This window comes from Synechococcus sp. PCC 7502 (genome assembly GCF_000317085.1).
Taxonomy (GTDB): domain Bacteria; phylum Cyanobacteriota; class Cyanobacteriia; order Pseudanabaenales; family Pseudanabaenaceae; genus PCC-7502.
In genome coordinates this window covers 3026973-3043222 of sequence record NC_019702.1, presented here as the reverse complement: position 1 = coordinate 3043222, position 16250 = coordinate 3026973, and the positions used below count along the sequence as shown (strand labels likewise).

Sequence of the window (16250 nt, the reverse complement as noted above, 5' to 3'; positions counted from 1 at the left end):
AAAATATTCAATGTGATAGTTAGTTCAATTAACTTGTGATATTTATCACGGTTGATAAGTGAGAGCATTAGAGAATACAACCCTCATAATTTAGATTTAGTGTCCGATAATCCAGCCATAGGCTATTCCTAAGGTAATTAATGTTAGCGGGATGCCAAACCTTATGTGTTCCATAAATGTTAAATTTACGCTCTCTCTAGAAGCCGCTTCAACTACAATCAAGTTAGCCACCGACCCAAACAGGGTTAAATTTCCTGCTAAAGTAGAGCTTGCTGCCAGTAATAGCCATGCCTGATCGGAACTAGGAGCAATTAAGGATTTTAACAACAGAACCGTAGGAACATTAGAAATTAAATTAGAGAGAATGGCGGTAATGCTGAATAGCCCTAAGGGGTCTTGCACCCCAATTTTTAGTACCTGCAAAATATACTGTAGATTATCCAAGGACTGTACACATCGGGTCAAAATAAATAGTCCAGAGAACATTACTAATAGCGACCAATCTACGCTTAACAGGACTCGACTTGACTTAATCCGCCGAGTTACTAGTAGTACTGCTGCTGCGGCAAAGGCTGACTCGGCTAGTGGGAATCCTAAGGTAAAAGCTCCTAACAGAATCACCGTAACAGCTACACTTTTAATGAGCAAAGGACGATGAATACGGCGACGGAGCATCACACTTGGTGAACGAGGTACCAACGATCGCACTTCGGGATAAAGAATTATCAGTAATCCGATTTGGATGATTAAGCCTGCAATAGCAATGGGAGTTAGTGCCTTGATAAAACTAAGATAGCTAATTCCTGAAAAAGACCCAATCAGAATATTTTGGGGATTTCCGTTTAAAGTAGCCAATGAGCCAATATTCGTAGCTCCTGCGATCGCCAAGAGGTAAGGAATCGGGTTTAGACACAGACATCGGGTAAGCTGCAAAGCTATGGGAGTAGCAACAATAGCTAGAGTGTCATTGAGGAAAAATGCTGAAAGTACTCCAGTTCCTACGGTCAATAGCACTAATATCCCCAAAGGACTACGACTAATGGAGAGTAAGTAGGTAAGGCTTAGCTGAAAAAATCCTGCATAACTCAGATAGGCATTAATTATCATCATGCTCAGCAAAAACACAATGGTCGAACTATCAATGGCTACCCATGCTTCATTGAGGCTAATTGCCCCGATCCCAATTAATGTAGCTGTAAAAACTAAAGCGATCGAGGCTCGATTCATGCGTAATCCAGGGACAAAACCGATCGCTAGAAAAATATAGCCCGCCCCTAAAACCACAGCACGGATTATACTCATGGCACAACTCGGTATGGCAAAACCTTAATTGGTCGAGAGAACTCTTCTTTTTGATTGCCAAACTTGCCTAAAAACCCTTGGATATAGATCGTAGTTGTCACTTTCCACATAATTTTGATTAATTTACCACTATAGGAAGGTGGAGCATTTAGCGGCAAAGCGATCGCAAACGGCATAATCACATCTGGTTCCACTTCATTAAATACCTGATGGCAGACTGTATCTTGATCTTGATAACCCTTACCTTGAGTACACCAACCAATCGCAATATCAACAGATATAGATTTTCTTGCGGTCGAACCTTGCCAAATAAAGTTTCCAGTTACGACCTGTCCTAGTTCTACTTCTGGGGTTTCAAGCTCAAAATCAATACTAATTAGCATTGCTCTAGTCTTTATAATTCCTTTAGTTTGTTGAAATGATCTGAGGCTGAACTTGAAAATAGAACTTAGAACTTTCTTTTAACATCTGAAAATCCAGACTTACTTCCAATATCCATCTAATTTGATTGTGTGTGGCATCAAAGCTAGGTGGTGCAGTTTGAGGGATTTTAAGCTTAAATATAACTTCGATCGCCGACTCATAGGCAGGCACTAACACTTCAGGAAGGCTCATAGTTAAGACTTTTTCGGTAGTGATTGTGGGATTATCATTTTTCCCTGAAATTGCTTCTTCTTCACAGATAACTTTCGCATTAACCGTTCCTGCCGTTTTGATAATTTTCCCTGAACGCAGTCGCCGCCTAAACAAAACTGAAGCCTCTTCTCCCAAACTAAGCGGGTAATTATTAAAAATTAATTCGGAGGGAAGAAAATTAAGACTAATTAAAATTTTATCAATGCTGGCATAAACTAACTTAGCCCAGTTATATAACCAAATTAAGCCTCCCATAGCAATCAATACAACCACCAGTCTGGCAAAAAACAGGTTAAGCATTTGCGATCGCTGCAAGATCAATACAAATTGGGCAAATATACCAATAGTTAAGAAAGCTCTGCCACAGCTAACAGCCAGACTCATTATTAGCTTAGAGTGATAGCTAGAACTTTCTTCAACCAGTAAGTAGCCTTCTGGAACTTGTTTAATATTCTGTCTATGATTTTGCTTAGAATTTGGGATTGATAACATTGAAAACCAGATTGAGCTATTGATCTAACTATTAGTTCATAAACTACTTAAAAGCTTTATTTAGTAATTACACTTAGTCATTAATTAGATAATTCATGTGATAAATTGTAGCCTGTCGTTTCCAACGGGCGATCGCCATGAGTAATGAGTCTAAATATACCAGCCCATCCGATGATGGTATGCGTTTACCACCCCAAAATATTGAAGCTGAGGAGGCAATTTTAGGCGGAATCTTACTTGATCCAGAGGCAATCTCCAGAGTCATAGATACTTTACGCCCAGAGATGTTTTATGTGGCAGCCCATCAAGAGATATTTCGTGCCTGTTTAATGCTGCATAACCAATCTCGCCCCACGGATATGATGAGTGTGGCAACTTGGTTAAGTGATCGGGATTTACTAGAGAAAATTGGTGGACAAAGTAAAATCGTCCAACTCTGCGATCGCACCATTAGTGCTGTGAATGTTGATTACTATGCCCAACTGGTTGCTGACAAATCCACGCGCCGCAAGCTAGCCGAAGCAGGTCGAGAAACTGTTGATATTAGTTTTAATAATGAATTAGAACTACCCCAATTACTAGATCAAGCGGAGCAAAAGATATTTGCCGTGACCCAATCCCGTGCTCAGCAGGGTTTAACTTCGGCGGGTGATGTCTTAACTAATGCTTGGTTTGAATTAGAAAAGCGATTTAATAATCTCGGTTCAGGAGAGACAAATTTACCCGGACTGGCCACAGGTTTTTATGATCTGGATGCTATGACCCAAGGGTTTCAGCGATCGGACTTAATTATTATTGCTGGTCGTCCTTCCATTGGTAAAACCGCCTTTAGCTTGGGAGTTGCCTATAACATGGCGCAACTTCATCGTTTGCCCGTGGCAGTATTTAGCCTTGAAATGTCTAAGGAGCAGCTAGTTTATCGTCTGTTAGCCAATGAAGCAAGAATTGAAAGTAGTCGCCTGCGATCAGGGAATGTGAGTGAAAATGAATGGGCAGGTATAGGTAATGCCATCAGTCGGCTCTCGGAAATTCCTTTGTATATAGACGATACTGCTAATCCCACCGTTAATGAATTACGTTCCAAAGCTCGCCGTTTACAATCAGAAAAAGGAGGTGTTTTAGGTTTAATCCTAATTGATTACTTGCAGCTAATGGAAGGCAGTAGTGATAACCGTGTGCAGGAATTATCAAAAATCACGCGATCGCTCAAAGGGTTGGCAAGGGAATTATCAGTACCAGTGATTGCCCTTTCCCAACTGAGCCGAGGCGTAGAAGCCAGAACTAACAAACGTCCCATGCTTTCTGATTTGAGAGAAAGTGGAAGCATTGAACAAGATGCGGATTTAGTAATTAATTTATATCGGGACGAATACTACAACCCTGACACACCCGATCGCGGCATTGCGGAAATTATTATTGCTAAACATCGTAATGGTCCCACAGGTACGGTCAAGCTATTATTTGAACCGCAATTTACCAAATTTAAGAACCTAACCTCATCCAAGTAAAGAGTTAAAAGTCATGAATTAAAAACTATGCTATTTCCTATGACAGCCGCAATAAAGGTATTTAGTTAAGTAGAGCAATTTTAGATGTAAGTAAATTGGGGTGAAGCATTATTTCTTTGCCCTATTTTTGCGAGTTGAAGATCGTGCTAGGAAGCAATGGATCAAATTATGTACAGGTATGTAAACATTGATATAACATCGATTAGAAATACAAATATCCCATCAAAGCTATGAATGCGCCATCTGAACCCGTAAATTTTGCTGAGACAGTATTATTTGATGGTCATCCCGCCCTATTTGGTAGTGTCAGTCGCTTAGTCATAGCGATCGCTACTTTGGGACTAGGAGCAATATATTTTTGGATTCAGTCAAATAACATTAAATATTTAATCACTTCGCAACGGGTAGTGGTGGAGTCTGGGATTTTTTCCCGAAGAATAGATACCCTCGAACTATATTTGGTGAATGATATCGAGTTAGATAAGCCCTTTGGACAGCGATTAATGGGGACGGGTAATATTACTTTAATTGGACAAGATCATTCTAATCCTGTGCTGCGCCTTGTCAGATTACCCCTAGATGTTAGGGAACTCTATGAGCAGTTACGTCAATCTGTGCAGCAGTCCAAACATGGTCGGCGAGGCTATTATCGTGAGGTTAATGAATGATTAATTTAAGTTGGGAATCTCTACAACTATGGCTATATCAAATTGAAAATTTTGCCGATGGCATTGTCAAAACCCAATTAGCACATTTATCAATTTTTAGCGTTGGCTTAGTATTTTTAGCAGGATTAATTACCAGCTTAACTCCCTGCACTTTATCAATGTTGCCCTTAACTATTGGCTATATTGGTGGATTTGAATCGAAAAATACTCTCAGTTCCGCTTGGCAATCTATGTGGTTTGCCTTGGGCTTTGCGACAACTTTGTGTGGCTTAGGACTGGCTGCCGCCTTATTTGGCAAAATCTATGGACAGGTAGGTAGTGGTTTATCTATCATTCTCGGTATTATAGCGATCGCCATGGGACTATATTTACTGGAGTTAATCCCCTTGCAACTCCCGAATTGGGGCAGTATTGAAATCGGTCAAACTCTACCTAAAAATCTGCGATCATATTTAATTGGTTTAAGCTTTGGCTTGGTTGCCTCTCCCTGTAGTACTCCTGTGTTAATTACTTTACTTGCCTATATTTCTACCACCAATAACCCATTGCTTGGGACTATGCTCTTACTTGCCTATGCGATCGGTTCGGTACTGCCCGTAGTAATTGCAGGAACTTTTACTGGCGCAATCAAACAATTATTAAAGCTGCGGCAATGGTCAGGTGGTCTGACATGGTTAAGTGGAATTATCTTAATAGGATTTGGGACTATTTCGATTTTGAATCAAATTGCCTGAAACGTGAACAATACTAGTCACTGTTGTTGTAATCATGAATTCATGTTCAAGGGTGTGGACTTGTATCGATTTAGATTCACTTTCATTATTAGTAAAAAAAGGTGCTGATAAAGAACAGGCTTGCCAATCTCCACTTACCGAGGCTGCAAGCATACTACAATTACCACCTCGTCTACCTTCTGGGGTATAGTGTGTGCAAAATCGACAGGCAGAAATACCTAAATTGTGGGAATTTAGCATGGTAAACCTACGGATACTAAAAATGAAGTATTAAAAATGAAAAAGTAAAAAAGCTTTATTAATAGATTAATTATCTGGGATCGAGTTTTGGGGGAATATCAATTCAAACTTAGTTCAGACAATGCTTTTAGCGATCCCAAATAAAAAATAAACTTAATGATGTTTTCACATTAGTTCCTGTGGTACTTTAGTCTGGAAGTTTATGGATTTTTAGTAAGGATATTAACGGATGCGAGCAGTTTTATGCGGCTACTATGGCATGGGTAATGGCGGTGATGAAGCACTTTTGTCGGCATTACTGCAAATGTTACCTGCTCAAATTCAGCCTGTAGTCTTGTCTGCTAATCCCAAGGCAACTGAAAATCTGCATCAAGTTCAAGCTAGCGATCGCCGCTCTGTAATCTCCATTATTAAAACCCTAAAACAATCAGATATTTTCATTTGGGGTGGTGGTAGCCTCATGCAGGATGCTACGAGTTTCCGCAATCCAATTTACTACGGGGGCTTAATGGGTTTAGCTCAAGGCATGGGCTTAAAAACTGTAGCTTGGGCGCAGGGGATTGGTCCACTTAATCGGAACTTGACCCGTTGGATTACTAAGAAAGCCTTTGCGAAATGCGATCGCGTCAGTGTTAGAGATAGCGGCTCTGCTCAGTTATTGGCAAATTGGCAAATTAAATCTGTAATCGCTCCTGATCCAGTGTGGGCATTAAAATCCGAATCATTACTAGGACTATGGACAAAACACGCTCCCCGTATTGCCATTATGCTGCGATCGCATCCTCAACTCACTACTAATCGAATTACCTGCTTAATTACAGCTATTAAAAATCTGCAAAAATCCACGGGTGCTTACATACTATTAATCCCATTTCAACCCAGTCATGATCGAGACATTGCCAAGCGAATTCATTGGAGTTTAGGTGAAAATGCAAACCTCAGTGCCGTAATTACCGAAACCAATCCCCGTTTGCTCAAAGGTATATTCAAAGGAGTAGAGATGGCAATCGCTATGCGTTATCACGGACTAATTATGGCAGCATCTGAGGGATGTAAATGTTCAGCAATTAGCTATGATCCTAAAGTCTCACGGTTGATGTCAGACTTAAATATATCTGGCTGGGAACTTGAAAATCTACCCACTGATCCCCAAGAAATTTCTAACCAATGGCTTGAGCAGTTTGCTAACGGTGATCCCCTATCTAACGATCAAATTAGCTCGTTAGTAGATCGAGCCTTAATTCATCAAGAGCTATTACTAAGCTTATAAAGACTTTCCTAAAAAAATTTGGTAGTCCCACTTATGAATTAACCCAAAGTAATACTCTAAAGTATTCATGGAACTACCAAAATCACCAAAAGTTCTAGCAGCCTCTATTCGTCATCTTCATAAACTTCTCCGATCAGATGATCGATTGGATAAACATCGGGCCAAGCAGAAGCACCATGCTCATAAACGTCAATTCCTACTTTGTCCGCAGCAGGATGAACTCGAAGTCTTCCAAATAGATTTAGGATGGAAAACATGACAAATGCAAAAGTGGCTGTAAAAGTCACAATTGCTAAAACTCCAAGTCCCTGCACCATCAACAAATCAAACCCGCCACCTAAAAATAATCCTGCTTTTTGATTAACTGTTAACTCTGGTACTCCCAGAAAACCTATGGCGAGCGTTCCCATCATGCCGCAAGTACCGTGCACAGCAAAGGCTCCAACAGGATCATCTATTTCCAAAGACTCAATAAAATCTACAGCCACAATCACTAAAACTCCTGCCACCAAGCCAATTAGTACAGATGCCCAAGGTGCCACAAAAGCACAGCCTGCGGTGATCGCAACTAATCCTGCTAAAGAGCCATTGAGAGAGCAAAATAAGTTCCACTTACCTGTGCGGAAGAATACATACAATAAAGCTGAAATTGAGCCAGCTCCGCCAGCAAGAGTGGTATTTACTGTGATTAATCCTACTAAGCCGTAATTGCCTACCCCCAAAGTTGAACCTGGATTAAACCCGTACCAACCAAACCACAGAATTAAGGTGCCAAGGGTTGCTAAAGAGAGGTTATGTGGAGCTGGAATTTCTCCCCAAGTTCGATTTGGTCTTGGTCCCAGTAAAAAAGCACCAACTATGGCTGTCCAACCACCGACTGTATGAACAACTGAACTACCAGCAAAATCCATGTAGCCAAGCTTATTTAACCAGCCCCCACTATTCCATGCCCAATGCACAATGATTGGATAACTTAACGCTCCCATAATCGTAGTGTAGATCAAATCTCCAATAAAATCCGTACGTTCTCCCATTGCTCCAGTGGTAATCGTACTAGCAGTAGCTGCGAAGGCAAATTGGAAGAAAAATAAAGCAAAGGTACTAATGCCTGCGCTGGAACCTGCTGCACCCAGAGTATAGACAATATTGCCATTACTAATACTTGTAGCACCGCTTAAAAAGAAGTTATCTGTTCCAAATAAACCCCATGCACTTGTACCAAAGGCGATTGCAAATCCACTAGCCCACCATCCAAGAGCTGTAACTCCAGCATCAATAAAGTTTTCTAGTAGGGTATTTACTACCGAAATTTGCCTAACTAATCCCGCTTCTAAAAGTGCAAATCCACACTGCATAAAAAACACTAAAAATCCTGTAACCAAGACCCACACTGTATCTATAGAAATTTGCAAATTCTGTTCACCACTTGCCAGCGAATTCATAGTGGGGGGATCGGCTGCAATTACTGGTGCAGAAACTACAGATGAACCAAATATAGCCAAAAGCATAGAAGCGATCGCTAAAACCAATAAACGTCGCCATAACTTCCCACGCATAATTATCTTTACCCTTTTGTTAATCTATGGATTGAATAGTCTGTATCTATGTACTGTTTATTTTTTGTAGTCAAAATTACCGAAAACTTCATTTTTAGTTTTTACTTAAAACTTGTCACAAATTCAGTCATCAGTGGACTTTATTCCGCATATTATTAACTACATAATTTAAGTGGACAATAATAAAGCACCACTTTATAGTCACGTTAAAAACACCACCTTAAAAAAGTAGTGATTAATTAATGACATACAAATCCTAAAATTATCTATGTCTTCACAACATCGTTTAGTCTATCAAGAGTTTGGTAATGCTCAAAATATCCCAGAGCCTGATAATATCCTGCGATCGCCCGAAGCACAAAGTCCTAGAATCCAAGCATCCCGAAAAGGGCGTAAAGGCAAAACCGTAACTGTAATTACAGGCTTAGAAGCAGATAACACCACCCTAGAGTTACTTTTAAAGCAACTGAAAAATCAATGTGGTGCAGGGGGAACAATCAAAGATGGAGAGATTGAAATCCAAGGCGATCATGCCCCAAAAATCCTGCAAATTTTAACCAAACTTGGCTACAAGGCTAAAATTAGTGGTGGTTAATCCGAATTAAGATCAAAAATAAGTTACCAAAAAACCAAGACCTCTCCTATCCCCATCTGTAATTAAATGAGTAATTGAATTAGCCTTGGTTCAAAATTAAAAACTCTACTCAGATTGATTATCGCCACCCAAAACAAAACGCACAAATCGACTAACCTTTACATTTTCATTAAGCTTAGATGCTGTCTGCTTAACTAGCTCATCAACGGTAATAGATTGATCTTTAATATAAGGCTGGTCAAGTAAGCTTAGTTCCTTAAGCCGTTTTTCCACCCGTCCTTGGACAATTTTTTCTTTAATTGCTGCGGGCTTTTTACCCAAATCATCTTTACCCGATTCGATCTCTGTTTCTTTAGCAACAATATCTGCTGGAATATCCGCCGTACTGACATACTCAACATTGCCACAAGCAGCGATTTGCTTAGCAATATTTTGCGCCAATTCCTTCAGTTCTTCCCGCCGCGCCACAAAATCAGTTTCACAGTTAACTTCAACTAAAACACCCACGCGATTACCAATGTGGATATAGCTATCGATCACGCCTTCAGTAGCAGCACGACTTGCTTTTTTAACAGCAGATGCCAAACCTTTTTGACGAAGGTATTCACCCGCCTTAACTTGATCGCCATCAGACTCTTGTAGTGCTTTCTTACAATCTTTAATGCCTGCCCCCGTCTTAGCACGGAGTTCTTGAACTTGTTGGGTAGTTATTTCTGCCATGGTTTTATCCGTAAAAATTTATCAATTTGATATGTTGCTGACTACCAAAAACTGCCAACAAACATATCATTTTTCGACATTTTGTCACTAGACACTAACGTCTTCTTCAGTCACTTCATCGGCAATATCATCAACGTAAGCATCGGGATCATAGTCACTATCAGCAGCAACAGCATCATACTCATCCACCTGCCCATGACGACCTTCATAGATCGCATCTGCCAACTTACTAATGATCAGTTTAACGGAGCGAATCGCATCATCATTCCCTGGAATAGGAACATCAACAGTATCAGGATCACAATTAGTATCAAGGATTGAAACAATGGGAATTCCGAGCTTTTGACATTCTTGAACAGCGTTATATTCTCGCTTTTGATCAACAATCACCACCACATCGGGGATCTTTCTCATTGCCTTTAGCCCACCCAGATATTTCTGGAGTTTTTCCATTTCCCGCCGTAGCATAGATGCTTCTTTTTTAGGAAGGCGATCTAAGGCTCCACTTTCATCCCGTCGTTCAAGGTCTTTAAGGCGATCAATACGAGTTTTGATAGTAGTCCAGTTGGTGAGCATTCCACCTAACCAGCGTTGGTTAACAAAATGACTTCCACAGCGCAAAGCCTCTTGGGCTACTATGCCTGCAGCTTGGCGTTTAGTACCAACAAATAAAACCTTGCGCCCCTGTTCTGAAGCATTACGCATATAAGCATAAGCTTCTTCCATATACTGAGCGGTCTGGACTAAATCGATAATATGAACCCCATTACGCTCGGTAAAAATATAGGGTTCCATCTTGGGGTTCCATCGACGAGTTTGATGACCAAAATGGACACCAGACTCAAGTAATTGAGCAAGTGATACTACTGACATTATTAACTCCTTATGTTCGGGTTTATCCTTACACCTGAGAGCATTTCTAGTACTAGATTAGCTAACTAACTTAGTTACCCAAAACACCCGAACCTCAAGTGTGTGAATTTTTTACAGCTTTATAAGTATATCACTCATAAAACACTTCAAAGTGAATTATTTTGATCTCAAATTCATTTTCAAATTCTAGTTAGACTAGGGTAAACAGTCAAAACTTCATCATTAGTTAGGGTATAACTATCTGACTGAGGCTCCCACAGGATTTCTACGGCTAAAAGTTGCTGTTCCGAGGTTGATCCAATAGTGGAAAGAGCAAGATTTAATTCTTCTGCTGATCTAACTGGGGGGAGTTTGGAACTTCCTGCGGTTGCCGTAATTAGAGTTATGACTATATATTCACTAGGAGCTTCTAAAATTAAATCACTAACTGGATCGCTAACTTTATTAACTGCCTGCAAGCGACGATTATTAAAATTAGAGACGACCTCAGCACTTAACTTACTCCGCTCTGCCATCGCCAAAGCATTAAACTTCTGTTCGGCTAGCTCTAGATTGCTATTTTCGCTGCTGCTATTTGCATAGACCCAATATTCGGGGTGACGTAGTAAAGAGACGGTTGTTTCACGCAGTAATAGTGCTAATCCATCGGATGTATTGGTGTCAGCCTCCATTGCTAGTCGGTTTAAGTCTTTTTGTAACTGGCGTGCCGAGGCTAAAAGTCCAATTTGAATTTTGGATACGGTGATGTTATTAGCAGTACCTTTATTACCAAGTAAATTTTCAATCCCAGAGTTGCGAACAGTTTGAATTACTAGACCTGCGATCGCTGCTAGAGCCAAAAGACCAATTAAACTACCCCCACCGCCACCGATAAAGAAGGGGAGAAAAAATAAACCACCACCGCCAAAACCATAGGAATTAGTTGGGTAGCTTCTGGTTACAGGGCTAGGTACGGAGCGTCTGGGGGCTGCTCTGAACGAAGTCCCACCAATTCTACCGCCTGCTCTTTTTGCTTGTGCTTCTGTAGGATGGGTAAACACGATCATGGCAACTAAAATGAATACGATTAGCGATCGCAACCACGGAGCATACTTTTTAATTGTTTTTTTAAACTTATTCATATCTATCAAATCGATCAGATTAGTAATTTTTAACTATTTTAATCTCTAGACAGAATACATAGGGTTAATACTGTGGGGTGATTCCCCTACTACCAATCATCTAGTTTCATAATTCCGTCTTGCGCGAGCAGCTTCGTTTTTTAGAGACTCTAGTCTTGTTTCTATTTGTTTTCTACTTCTACCTTTTTTAGAGTCACTGAGTAATATTTTGAGTGCACTGCCTAGACTTTTATAGGCATTGGGTAGAGAGTAACCATTGCGTACTGCTAATTTAATTGCGCCTTGATCTGCCTCTACTAAGGTTTTTAAGTCTTTTTTGCTTGTTCCTTTGCGCCAAAGTTGAAAACCCGCCACCCCACAAATTGCCAAAGCTGCCATGAATAGAACGCCATTTTGCACCCATAGTTCACCTACAGCACCGCCTAAGCCTACGGCAAGGGCAGCAATTTCCCAGCCATCTCTAGGCACACTGTCATTTTGAATGCGGGCGACCTCATGCCAAAACAATAAATTTGCTTGATCTTGAGCAATACGCTCCCATCTCAACATATCTATCAGGATTACAACTTCGTCTCCGCCAGCCTCTTCACAGGTAATTAAAGGAGGGCGAACACCATCTGCTGGAATGATTTTGACCCATGCTTGTAATTCTGGAGGCAACAAATCTTGGAGTCTTCTGGACTCAGTCCGAGCAAAGGTATTTCTGAGAGACGAGCTAGGAGATGGCATGGACTTTTAATGAATATTAAAAACGGATTTTAGCTTAGTGTTAAAGAGCTTGACGCTAAAGCTTAGAAATTGGTGATGAGAGTCTATCACGATATTTTATAGAGATAAATCATAATATAAAAGATTTTGGGGCGGTTTTCTTAAAGAATTAATAAAGAATCCTAGGCAATATTCTTACAAATCTGAGCATAGACACATATTGACTTATTAGCATATCTAGTGTTTGATGTTAGCTCAATAGCCAGCGACACACTATATTTATGTAATCCTATGGTTGCCCAAATCCAAACTACCCCCGATCTTAAACCAACTGCGAAGAAATTATCTATGTCTGCTAGTCAAGGATTAGTGCAAATCTTTACTGCTCCTGAACGTACATTTTATGTGGATGTATTTGCTCAGGCTTTGCGACTGGGAGGACAGGGAAGATCGGTGTTAATTGCCCAATTTTTTAAAGGTGGCATAAATCAAGGAGTTGACTCACCACGTAAATTAGGTCAAAACTTGACATGGTTTCGGGGCAATCTCAGTCGGAGTATTGAAGCTGATATGCAGTTAACAGAGCTTGAAAGCACTGCTATTTTAGATTTATGGACTCATGTTAAAGAGCATATTGCTACTGGAGACTATGAGTTGATTATTTTAGATGAGCTAAATTTAGCTGTGGAGCGATCGCTGGTTTCCCAGTCCGAAATTATAGAGACCTTAACTAATCGTCCACGTCAAGTTGATGTTATTTTGACAGGAGCAAATATGCCCATAAGCTTAATTAGTATTGCTGATCAGGTAACCCAACGCCGCCGCTAAACTGCCACTAAGTTGATTAGTGTATTGGTAGATTCAGTCAGTATGAGGGATCGGTAAAAATGTGCTTAGAAAAATTCTCAGGGTTAAACTAAATCGGGTAATACCCCAACTTCTACCCAAGTCATCACATATTTTAATTGCCGTTTCTGGGGGGCAGGATTCTTTATGTCTAGCCCAACTCCTAATCTTTGCTCAGATTAAATGGCAATGGCAGTTAGCGATCGCCCATTGTGATCATCGGTGGAGACTTGATTCGAGGGATAACGCCCTACATGTGCAGAAATTGGCAACGGATTGGGGGGTACCTTTTTATTTACGCACCGCAAAAATCCAGATTGAAAGCGAAGCAAAAGCCCGAGAGTGGAGATACCAAATGTTGGCGGAGATGGCTAGAGAGGCAAATTGTCAGGTTGTGGTGACTGGGCATACGGCTAGCGATCGGGCGGAAACACTTTTATATAATCTCGTGCGTGGCAGTGGTACCGATGGCTTACAGTCTTTGGGATGGCAACGTCCTTTAAGTTCTGATATGCAATTGGTTAGACCTTTATTAAATATTAGTCGCCAAGAGACAGCAGATTTCTGTCAAGAGCTTAAGCTGGCAATATGGGAAGACAGTACCAATCATAGTCTTTGCTATAAACGGAATCGGATTCGTGAAGAACTTATTCCCTACCTATGCCAGTATTTTAATCCTGCTGTAGAAAAAGCTTTGTCCCAAACGGCAGAACTTTTAAGTGCTGATGTTGAGTACCTTGAGGCTCAAGCTCATAAATTTTGGCAAGAGCGGGAACCTAAAATCAATCGGGTTGAATTACAACAGCAAGCAAAAGCGATTCAACGCCGTGCCATTCATCAGTTTTTAAGCTACTTTCTACTGCGCAGTCCAGATTTTAGTCATGTGGAGAGATTAATACTATTGCTATCTGCCCCAAATCGTTCCCATAGTTCTCCTTTGGCAGGAGGTTGGCAGGCGGAGGTAGAGCATCCATTTATTTATTTACGCCAAGTTAATTAAGGGTTTTAGCCTTTGTTTCTGAAAGTGAAACTGCGCCAAGGTAGGCTTGATATAGTTGATATTTTAAGACAAAGAAAATTTTTTTAGGAATTTGATTATATGCGCTACTTAACTCCAATTATTCTGAGTTTGGCTGTTTGGATCAGCTTACCGATCGCCACATCCGTAAAGGCTCAAGATAATTCACAAATTTATGCACAGGATAGGTTACAAGTAAATGCAGACAGTAAAAATGAGCGGATTCTAACGGTTTCGGGTCGAGGCGAAAGGGCAGTTAAAACCACTAAAGCCCGCATTCAGATTGGGGTAAATATTGAGGCAAAAACAGCGATCGCCGCTCAAACAGAAGTAGCACGTCAAGCCAATAGTATTATTTCCCGATTACAACAACTGGGCGTTGAAAAACTACAAACCACCAGCATTCAACTTAGTCCCAAATATGTCTATGAAAACAATCGTCAACGTCAGGATGGATTTACGGGACAAACTAGTGTCAGTTTTTTAGTAGCGATCGAAAAAGCAGGTGTAACCCTTGATGCCGCAGTTGCCTCTGGGGCAAACCAAATTGACCAACTTAGCTTCATTGCCACAGATCAAGAATTAAATGATGCCAAACAACTTGCCCTCCAAGATGCGGTCAAAGATGCCCAAACTCAGTCTAATACTGTTTTAAAGACTCTAGGTTTTACGCCTAAATCTATCAAAACTATTACGATCAGTAATTCAGCGATCGCTTTTCCCGTTATCCAAGCAGAAACATTGGCTAAGGTTGCTAATTCTATACCTATTTTGGGCGGGGAACAAAAGGTCGATGCCTCGGTGACTTTGCAAATTACTTATTAGAATAAGCTTTGCCTGAATCTCTATCATTAATAATCAAACCGAGAATGGATACTACAGCATTTTTTCAACAATTTCTGAATGGCATATCGATTGGCAGTGTCTATGCAATTTTTGCCCTTGGCTATACCTTAGTATTTTCAGTTTTAGGAATGATTAACTTTGCCCATGGTGCAGTTTTTACCCTAGGAGCATACTTTACCTATGTGCTTGCGGGTGGGAAATTTGGGTTTAATGGCTTATTGGCAAATTTGGCTTTACCTTTTAGTTTTCCTTTTGCGATCGCCTTGGTTTTGGGTAGCCTATTGGCAGGATTTGCGGCAGTAGTAGTAGAGTTCTTAGCTTTTAGACCATTGCGACTCCAAAATAGTGATCCATTACTAACTTTGGTATCGAGTTTAGGCATAGCCGTAGTTATCGTCAATCTCATTCAAAATCTAGTAGGCTCCGAGATTTATACCTTTCCTAGTTATATTTATGGGAACTTGCCTGCGGCTGTTAACTTTGGGACTAGCGATCGCCCCATTAGTATTCGCACTGTCCAGATCATTATTTTTGTAATTTCAGCCATAATTGTTTCTGTCCTGACCTACGTTATTAAGTTGACAAAGTTGGGTAAAGCACTACAAGCTGTGGCTGAAGATGCAACTACGGCTCAACTATTAGGGATCAATACAGAAGGGATTATCATTTTTACTTTTTTCCTTAGTGGGTTTCTGGCGGGAGTAGCTGGAACCTTAGTTGGCTCTAGTGCTGGAATTACTCCGTATTTGGGAATTTCCATGGGCTTAAAAGGATTAGGGGTGATTGTTTTAGGAGGTTTAGGTAATGTTCCCGGTGCTGTACTTGGGGGCTTAGTGATTGGTTTAGCTGAGGCATTTGTACCTTCAGAATATTCGGGATATAAAGAAGCGATCGCCTTTGGTTTTTTATTTATAGTGCTGTTGGTGCGTCCTCAAGGGTTGTTGGGAAAGATATTTGTTCAAAAAGTTTAAATATGAACTTAGAATGTAGACTAATCCTTCCCTAGATTATGTGAGGGTTGCTTAACTTGACAGTAACAATAGGGAAATATGTTTGCTCTTGACTCCCCGCTATTTCCAATAAGGTCTAGAAGTAACCAAGAGCTACTTTGTCATGC

At 40.5% G+C, this 16250-nt stretch carries 17 protein-coding genes; 9 read left to right on the top strand and 8 right to left on the bottom strand.

Going from position 1 to position 16250, the window contains the following annotated elements:
* Nucleotides 1-96: 96 nt before the first annotated feature.
* The 3 genes from SYN7502_RS15195 to SYN7502_RS15185 are packed head-to-tail and all read right to left on the bottom strand — an operon-like array spanning nucleotide 97 to nucleotide 2322.
* Nucleotides 97-1302 (bottom strand): anion transporter, encoded by a 1206-nt coding sequence (locus SYN7502_RS15195; protein WP_015169648.1) that lies wholly within the window; start codon nucleotides 1300-1302, stop codon nucleotides 97-99.
* Entirely contained in the window at nucleotides 1299-1685 is a 387-nt protein-coding gene (locus SYN7502_RS15190) for a hypothetical protein (protein ID WP_015169647.1), read from the bottom strand. Before SYN7502_RS15190 ends, SYN7502_RS15195 begins: the two co-directional genes overlap by 4 nt.
* A 22-nt stretch (nucleotides 1686-1707) precedes the next feature.
* Nucleotides 1708-2322, bottom strand: coding sequence for a hypothetical protein (locus tag SYN7502_RS15185; protein ID WP_210391295.1), 615 nt, complete (start codon nucleotides 2320-2322; stop codon nucleotides 1708-1710).
* A gap of 245 nt (nucleotides 2323-2567) precedes the next feature.
* Between SYN7502_RS15185 and dnaB the strand changes: the two genes are divergently transcribed.
* From dnaB to csaB, 4 genes are all read left to right on the top strand, one after another.
* Nucleotides 2568-3938, top strand: coding sequence for a replicative DNA helicase (gene dnaB / locus SYN7502_RS15180; RefSeq protein WP_015169645.1), 1371 nt, complete (start codon nucleotides 2568-2570; stop codon nucleotides 3936-3938).
* A gap of 230 nt (nucleotides 3939-4168) precedes the next feature.
* Nucleotides 4169-4606, top strand: coding sequence for a PH domain-containing protein (locus tag SYN7502_RS15175; protein ID WP_015169644.1), 438 nt, complete (start codon nucleotides 4169-4171; stop codon nucleotides 4604-4606).
* On the top strand, nucleotides 4603-5340 hold the full coding sequence (locus SYN7502_RS15170; RefSeq protein ID WP_015169643.1) for a cytochrome c biogenesis protein CcdA: 738 nt from the start codon (nucleotides 4603-4605) through the stop codon (nucleotides 5338-5340). The genes SYN7502_RS15175 and SYN7502_RS15170 overlap by 4 nt, the downstream gene beginning before the upstream one ends.
* A gap of 469 nt (nucleotides 5341-5809) precedes the next feature.
* Nucleotides 5810-6850, top strand: coding sequence for a polysaccharide pyruvyl transferase CsaB (csaB, locus tag SYN7502_RS15160; protein WP_015169641.1), 1041 nt, complete (start codon nucleotides 5810-5812; stop codon nucleotides 6848-6850).
* A gap of 104 nt (nucleotides 6851-6954) precedes the next feature.
* On the opposite strand, the gene SYN7502_RS15155 is transcribed toward csaB, so the two are convergent.
* A complete protein-coding gene (locus SYN7502_RS15155; protein ID WP_015169640.1) occupies nucleotides 6955-8406 on the bottom strand; it encodes an ammonium transporter in 1452 nt (483 codons plus the stop codon).
* Nucleotides 8407-8674: 268 nt separating this feature from the next.
* Between SYN7502_RS15155 and SYN7502_RS15150 the strand changes: the two genes are divergently transcribed.
* Complete coding sequence (locus SYN7502_RS15150) at nucleotides 8675-9001, top strand: translation initiation factor (RefSeq protein WP_015169639.1); 327 nt, start codon at nucleotides 8675-8677, stop codon at nucleotides 8999-9001.
* 105 nt (nucleotides 9002-9106) lie between these two features.
* On the opposite strand, the gene tsf is transcribed toward SYN7502_RS15150, so the two are convergent.
* The 4 genes from tsf to SYN7502_RS15130 form a co-directional block, all read right to left on the bottom strand.
* Nucleotides 9107-9721, bottom strand: coding sequence for a translation elongation factor Ts (tsf, locus tag SYN7502_RS15145; RefSeq protein WP_015169638.1), 615 nt, complete (start codon nucleotides 9719-9721; stop codon nucleotides 9107-9109).
* A gap of 87 nt (nucleotides 9722-9808) precedes the next feature.
* Complete coding sequence (rpsB, locus tag SYN7502_RS15140) at nucleotides 9809-10594, bottom strand: 30S ribosomal protein S2 (RefSeq protein ID WP_015169637.1); 786 nt, start codon at nucleotides 10592-10594, stop codon at nucleotides 9809-9811.
* Nucleotides 10595-10773: 179 nt separating this feature from the next.
* Nucleotides 10774-11715, bottom strand: a complete 942-nt coding sequence (locus tag SYN7502_RS15135) for a DUF1517 domain-containing protein (RefSeq protein WP_015169636.1) — start codon at nucleotides 11713-11715, stop codon at nucleotides 10774-10776.
* Nucleotides 11716-11811: 96 nt separating this feature from the next.
* Complete coding sequence (locus tag SYN7502_RS15130; protein ID WP_015169635.1) at nucleotides 11812-12444, bottom strand: DUF3318 domain-containing protein; 633 nt, start codon at nucleotides 12442-12444, stop codon at nucleotides 11812-11814.
* Between the two features lie 270 nt (nucleotides 12445-12714).
* On the opposite strand from SYN7502_RS15130, the gene SYN7502_RS15125 reads away from it, so the two are divergent.
* From SYN7502_RS15125 to SYN7502_RS15110, 4 genes are all read left to right on the top strand, one after another.
* The gene (locus SYN7502_RS15125) at nucleotides 12715-13251 is read left to right on the top strand and encodes an ATP--corrinoid adenosyltransferase (RefSeq protein WP_015169634.1); all 537 of its coding nucleotides are present in this window, start codon (nucleotides 12715-12717) and stop codon (nucleotides 13249-13251) included.
* Between the two features lie 61 nt (nucleotides 13252-13312).
* Nucleotides 13313-14269 carry a tRNA lysidine(34) synthetase TilS gene (gene tilS, locus SYN7502_RS15120; RefSeq protein WP_015169633.1) on the top strand — a complete coding sequence of 319 codons (957 nt, stop codon included), beginning with the start codon at nucleotides 13313-13315 and terminating at the stop codon, nucleotides 14267-14269.
* A 99-nt stretch (nucleotides 14270-14368) separates the two neighbouring features.
* Entirely contained in the window at nucleotides 14369-15112 is a 744-nt protein-coding gene (locus SYN7502_RS15115; protein WP_015169632.1) for an SIMPL domain-containing protein, read from the top strand.
* A 44-nt stretch (nucleotides 15113-15156) separates the two neighbouring features.
* Nucleotides 15157-16104, top strand: coding sequence for a branched-chain amino acid ABC transporter permease (locus SYN7502_RS15110; RefSeq protein ID WP_015169631.1), 948 nt, complete (start codon nucleotides 15157-15159; stop codon nucleotides 16102-16104).
* Nucleotides 16105-16250: the final 146 nt, after the last annotated feature.

Bases quoted from the DNA above. Each gene is read 5' to 3' on its own strand.
- SYN7502_RS15195 (WP_015169648.1), bottom strand. From the start codon at position 1,302: ATGAGTATAATCCGTGCTGTGGTTTTAGGGGCGGGCTATATTTTTCTA.
- SYN7502_RS15190 (WP_015169647.1), bottom strand. From the start codon at position 1,685: ATGCTAATTAGTATTGATTTTGAGCTTGAAACCCCAGAAGTAGAACTA.
- SYN7502_RS15185 (WP_210391295.1), bottom strand. From the start codon at position 2,322: ATGAGTCTGGCTGTTAGCTGTGGCAGAGCTTTCTTAACTATTGGTATA.
- dnaB (WP_015169645.1), top strand. From the start codon at position 2,568: ATGAGTAATGAGTCTAAATATACCAGCCCATCCGATGATGGTATGCGT.
- SYN7502_RS15175 (WP_015169644.1), top strand. From the start codon at position 4,169: ATGAATGCGCCATCTGAACCCGTAAATTTTGCTGAGACAGTATTATTT.
- SYN7502_RS15170 (WP_015169643.1), top strand. From the start codon at position 4,603: ATGATTAATTTAAGTTGGGAATCTCTACAACTATGGCTATATCAAATT.
- csaB (WP_015169641.1), top strand. From the start codon at position 5,810: ATGCGAGCAGTTTTATGCGGCTACTATGGCATGGGTAATGGCGGTGAT.
- SYN7502_RS15155 (WP_015169640.1), bottom strand. From the start codon at position 8,406: ATGCGTGGGAAGTTATGGCGACGTTTATTGGTTTTAGCGATCGCTTCT.
- SYN7502_RS15150 (WP_015169639.1), top strand. From the start codon at position 8,675: ATGTCTTCACAACATCGTTTAGTCTATCAAGAGTTTGGTAATGCTCAA.
- tsf (WP_015169638.1), bottom strand. From the start codon at position 9,721: ATGGCAGAAATAACTACCCAACAAGTTCAAGAACTCCGTGCTAAGACG.
- rpsB (WP_015169637.1), bottom strand. From the start codon at position 10,594: ATGTCAGTAGTATCACTTGCTCAATTACTTGAGTCTGGTGTCCATTTT.
- SYN7502_RS15135 (WP_015169636.1), bottom strand. From the start codon at position 11,715: ATGAATAAGTTTAAAAAAACAATTAAAAAGTATGCTCCGTGGTTGCGA.
- SYN7502_RS15130 (WP_015169635.1), bottom strand. From the start codon at position 12,444: ATGCCATCTCCTAGCTCGTCTCTCAGAAATACCTTTGCTCGGACTGAG.
- SYN7502_RS15125 (WP_015169634.1), top strand. From the start codon at position 12,715: ATGGTTGCCCAAATCCAAACTACCCCCGATCTTAAACCAACTGCGAAG.
- SYN7502_RS15115 (WP_015169632.1), top strand. From the start codon at position 14,369: ATGCGCTACTTAACTCCAATTATTCTGAGTTTGGCTGTTTGGATCAGC.
- SYN7502_RS15110 (WP_015169631.1), top strand. From the start codon at position 15,157: ATGGATACTACAGCATTTTTTCAACAATTTCTGAATGGCATATCGATT.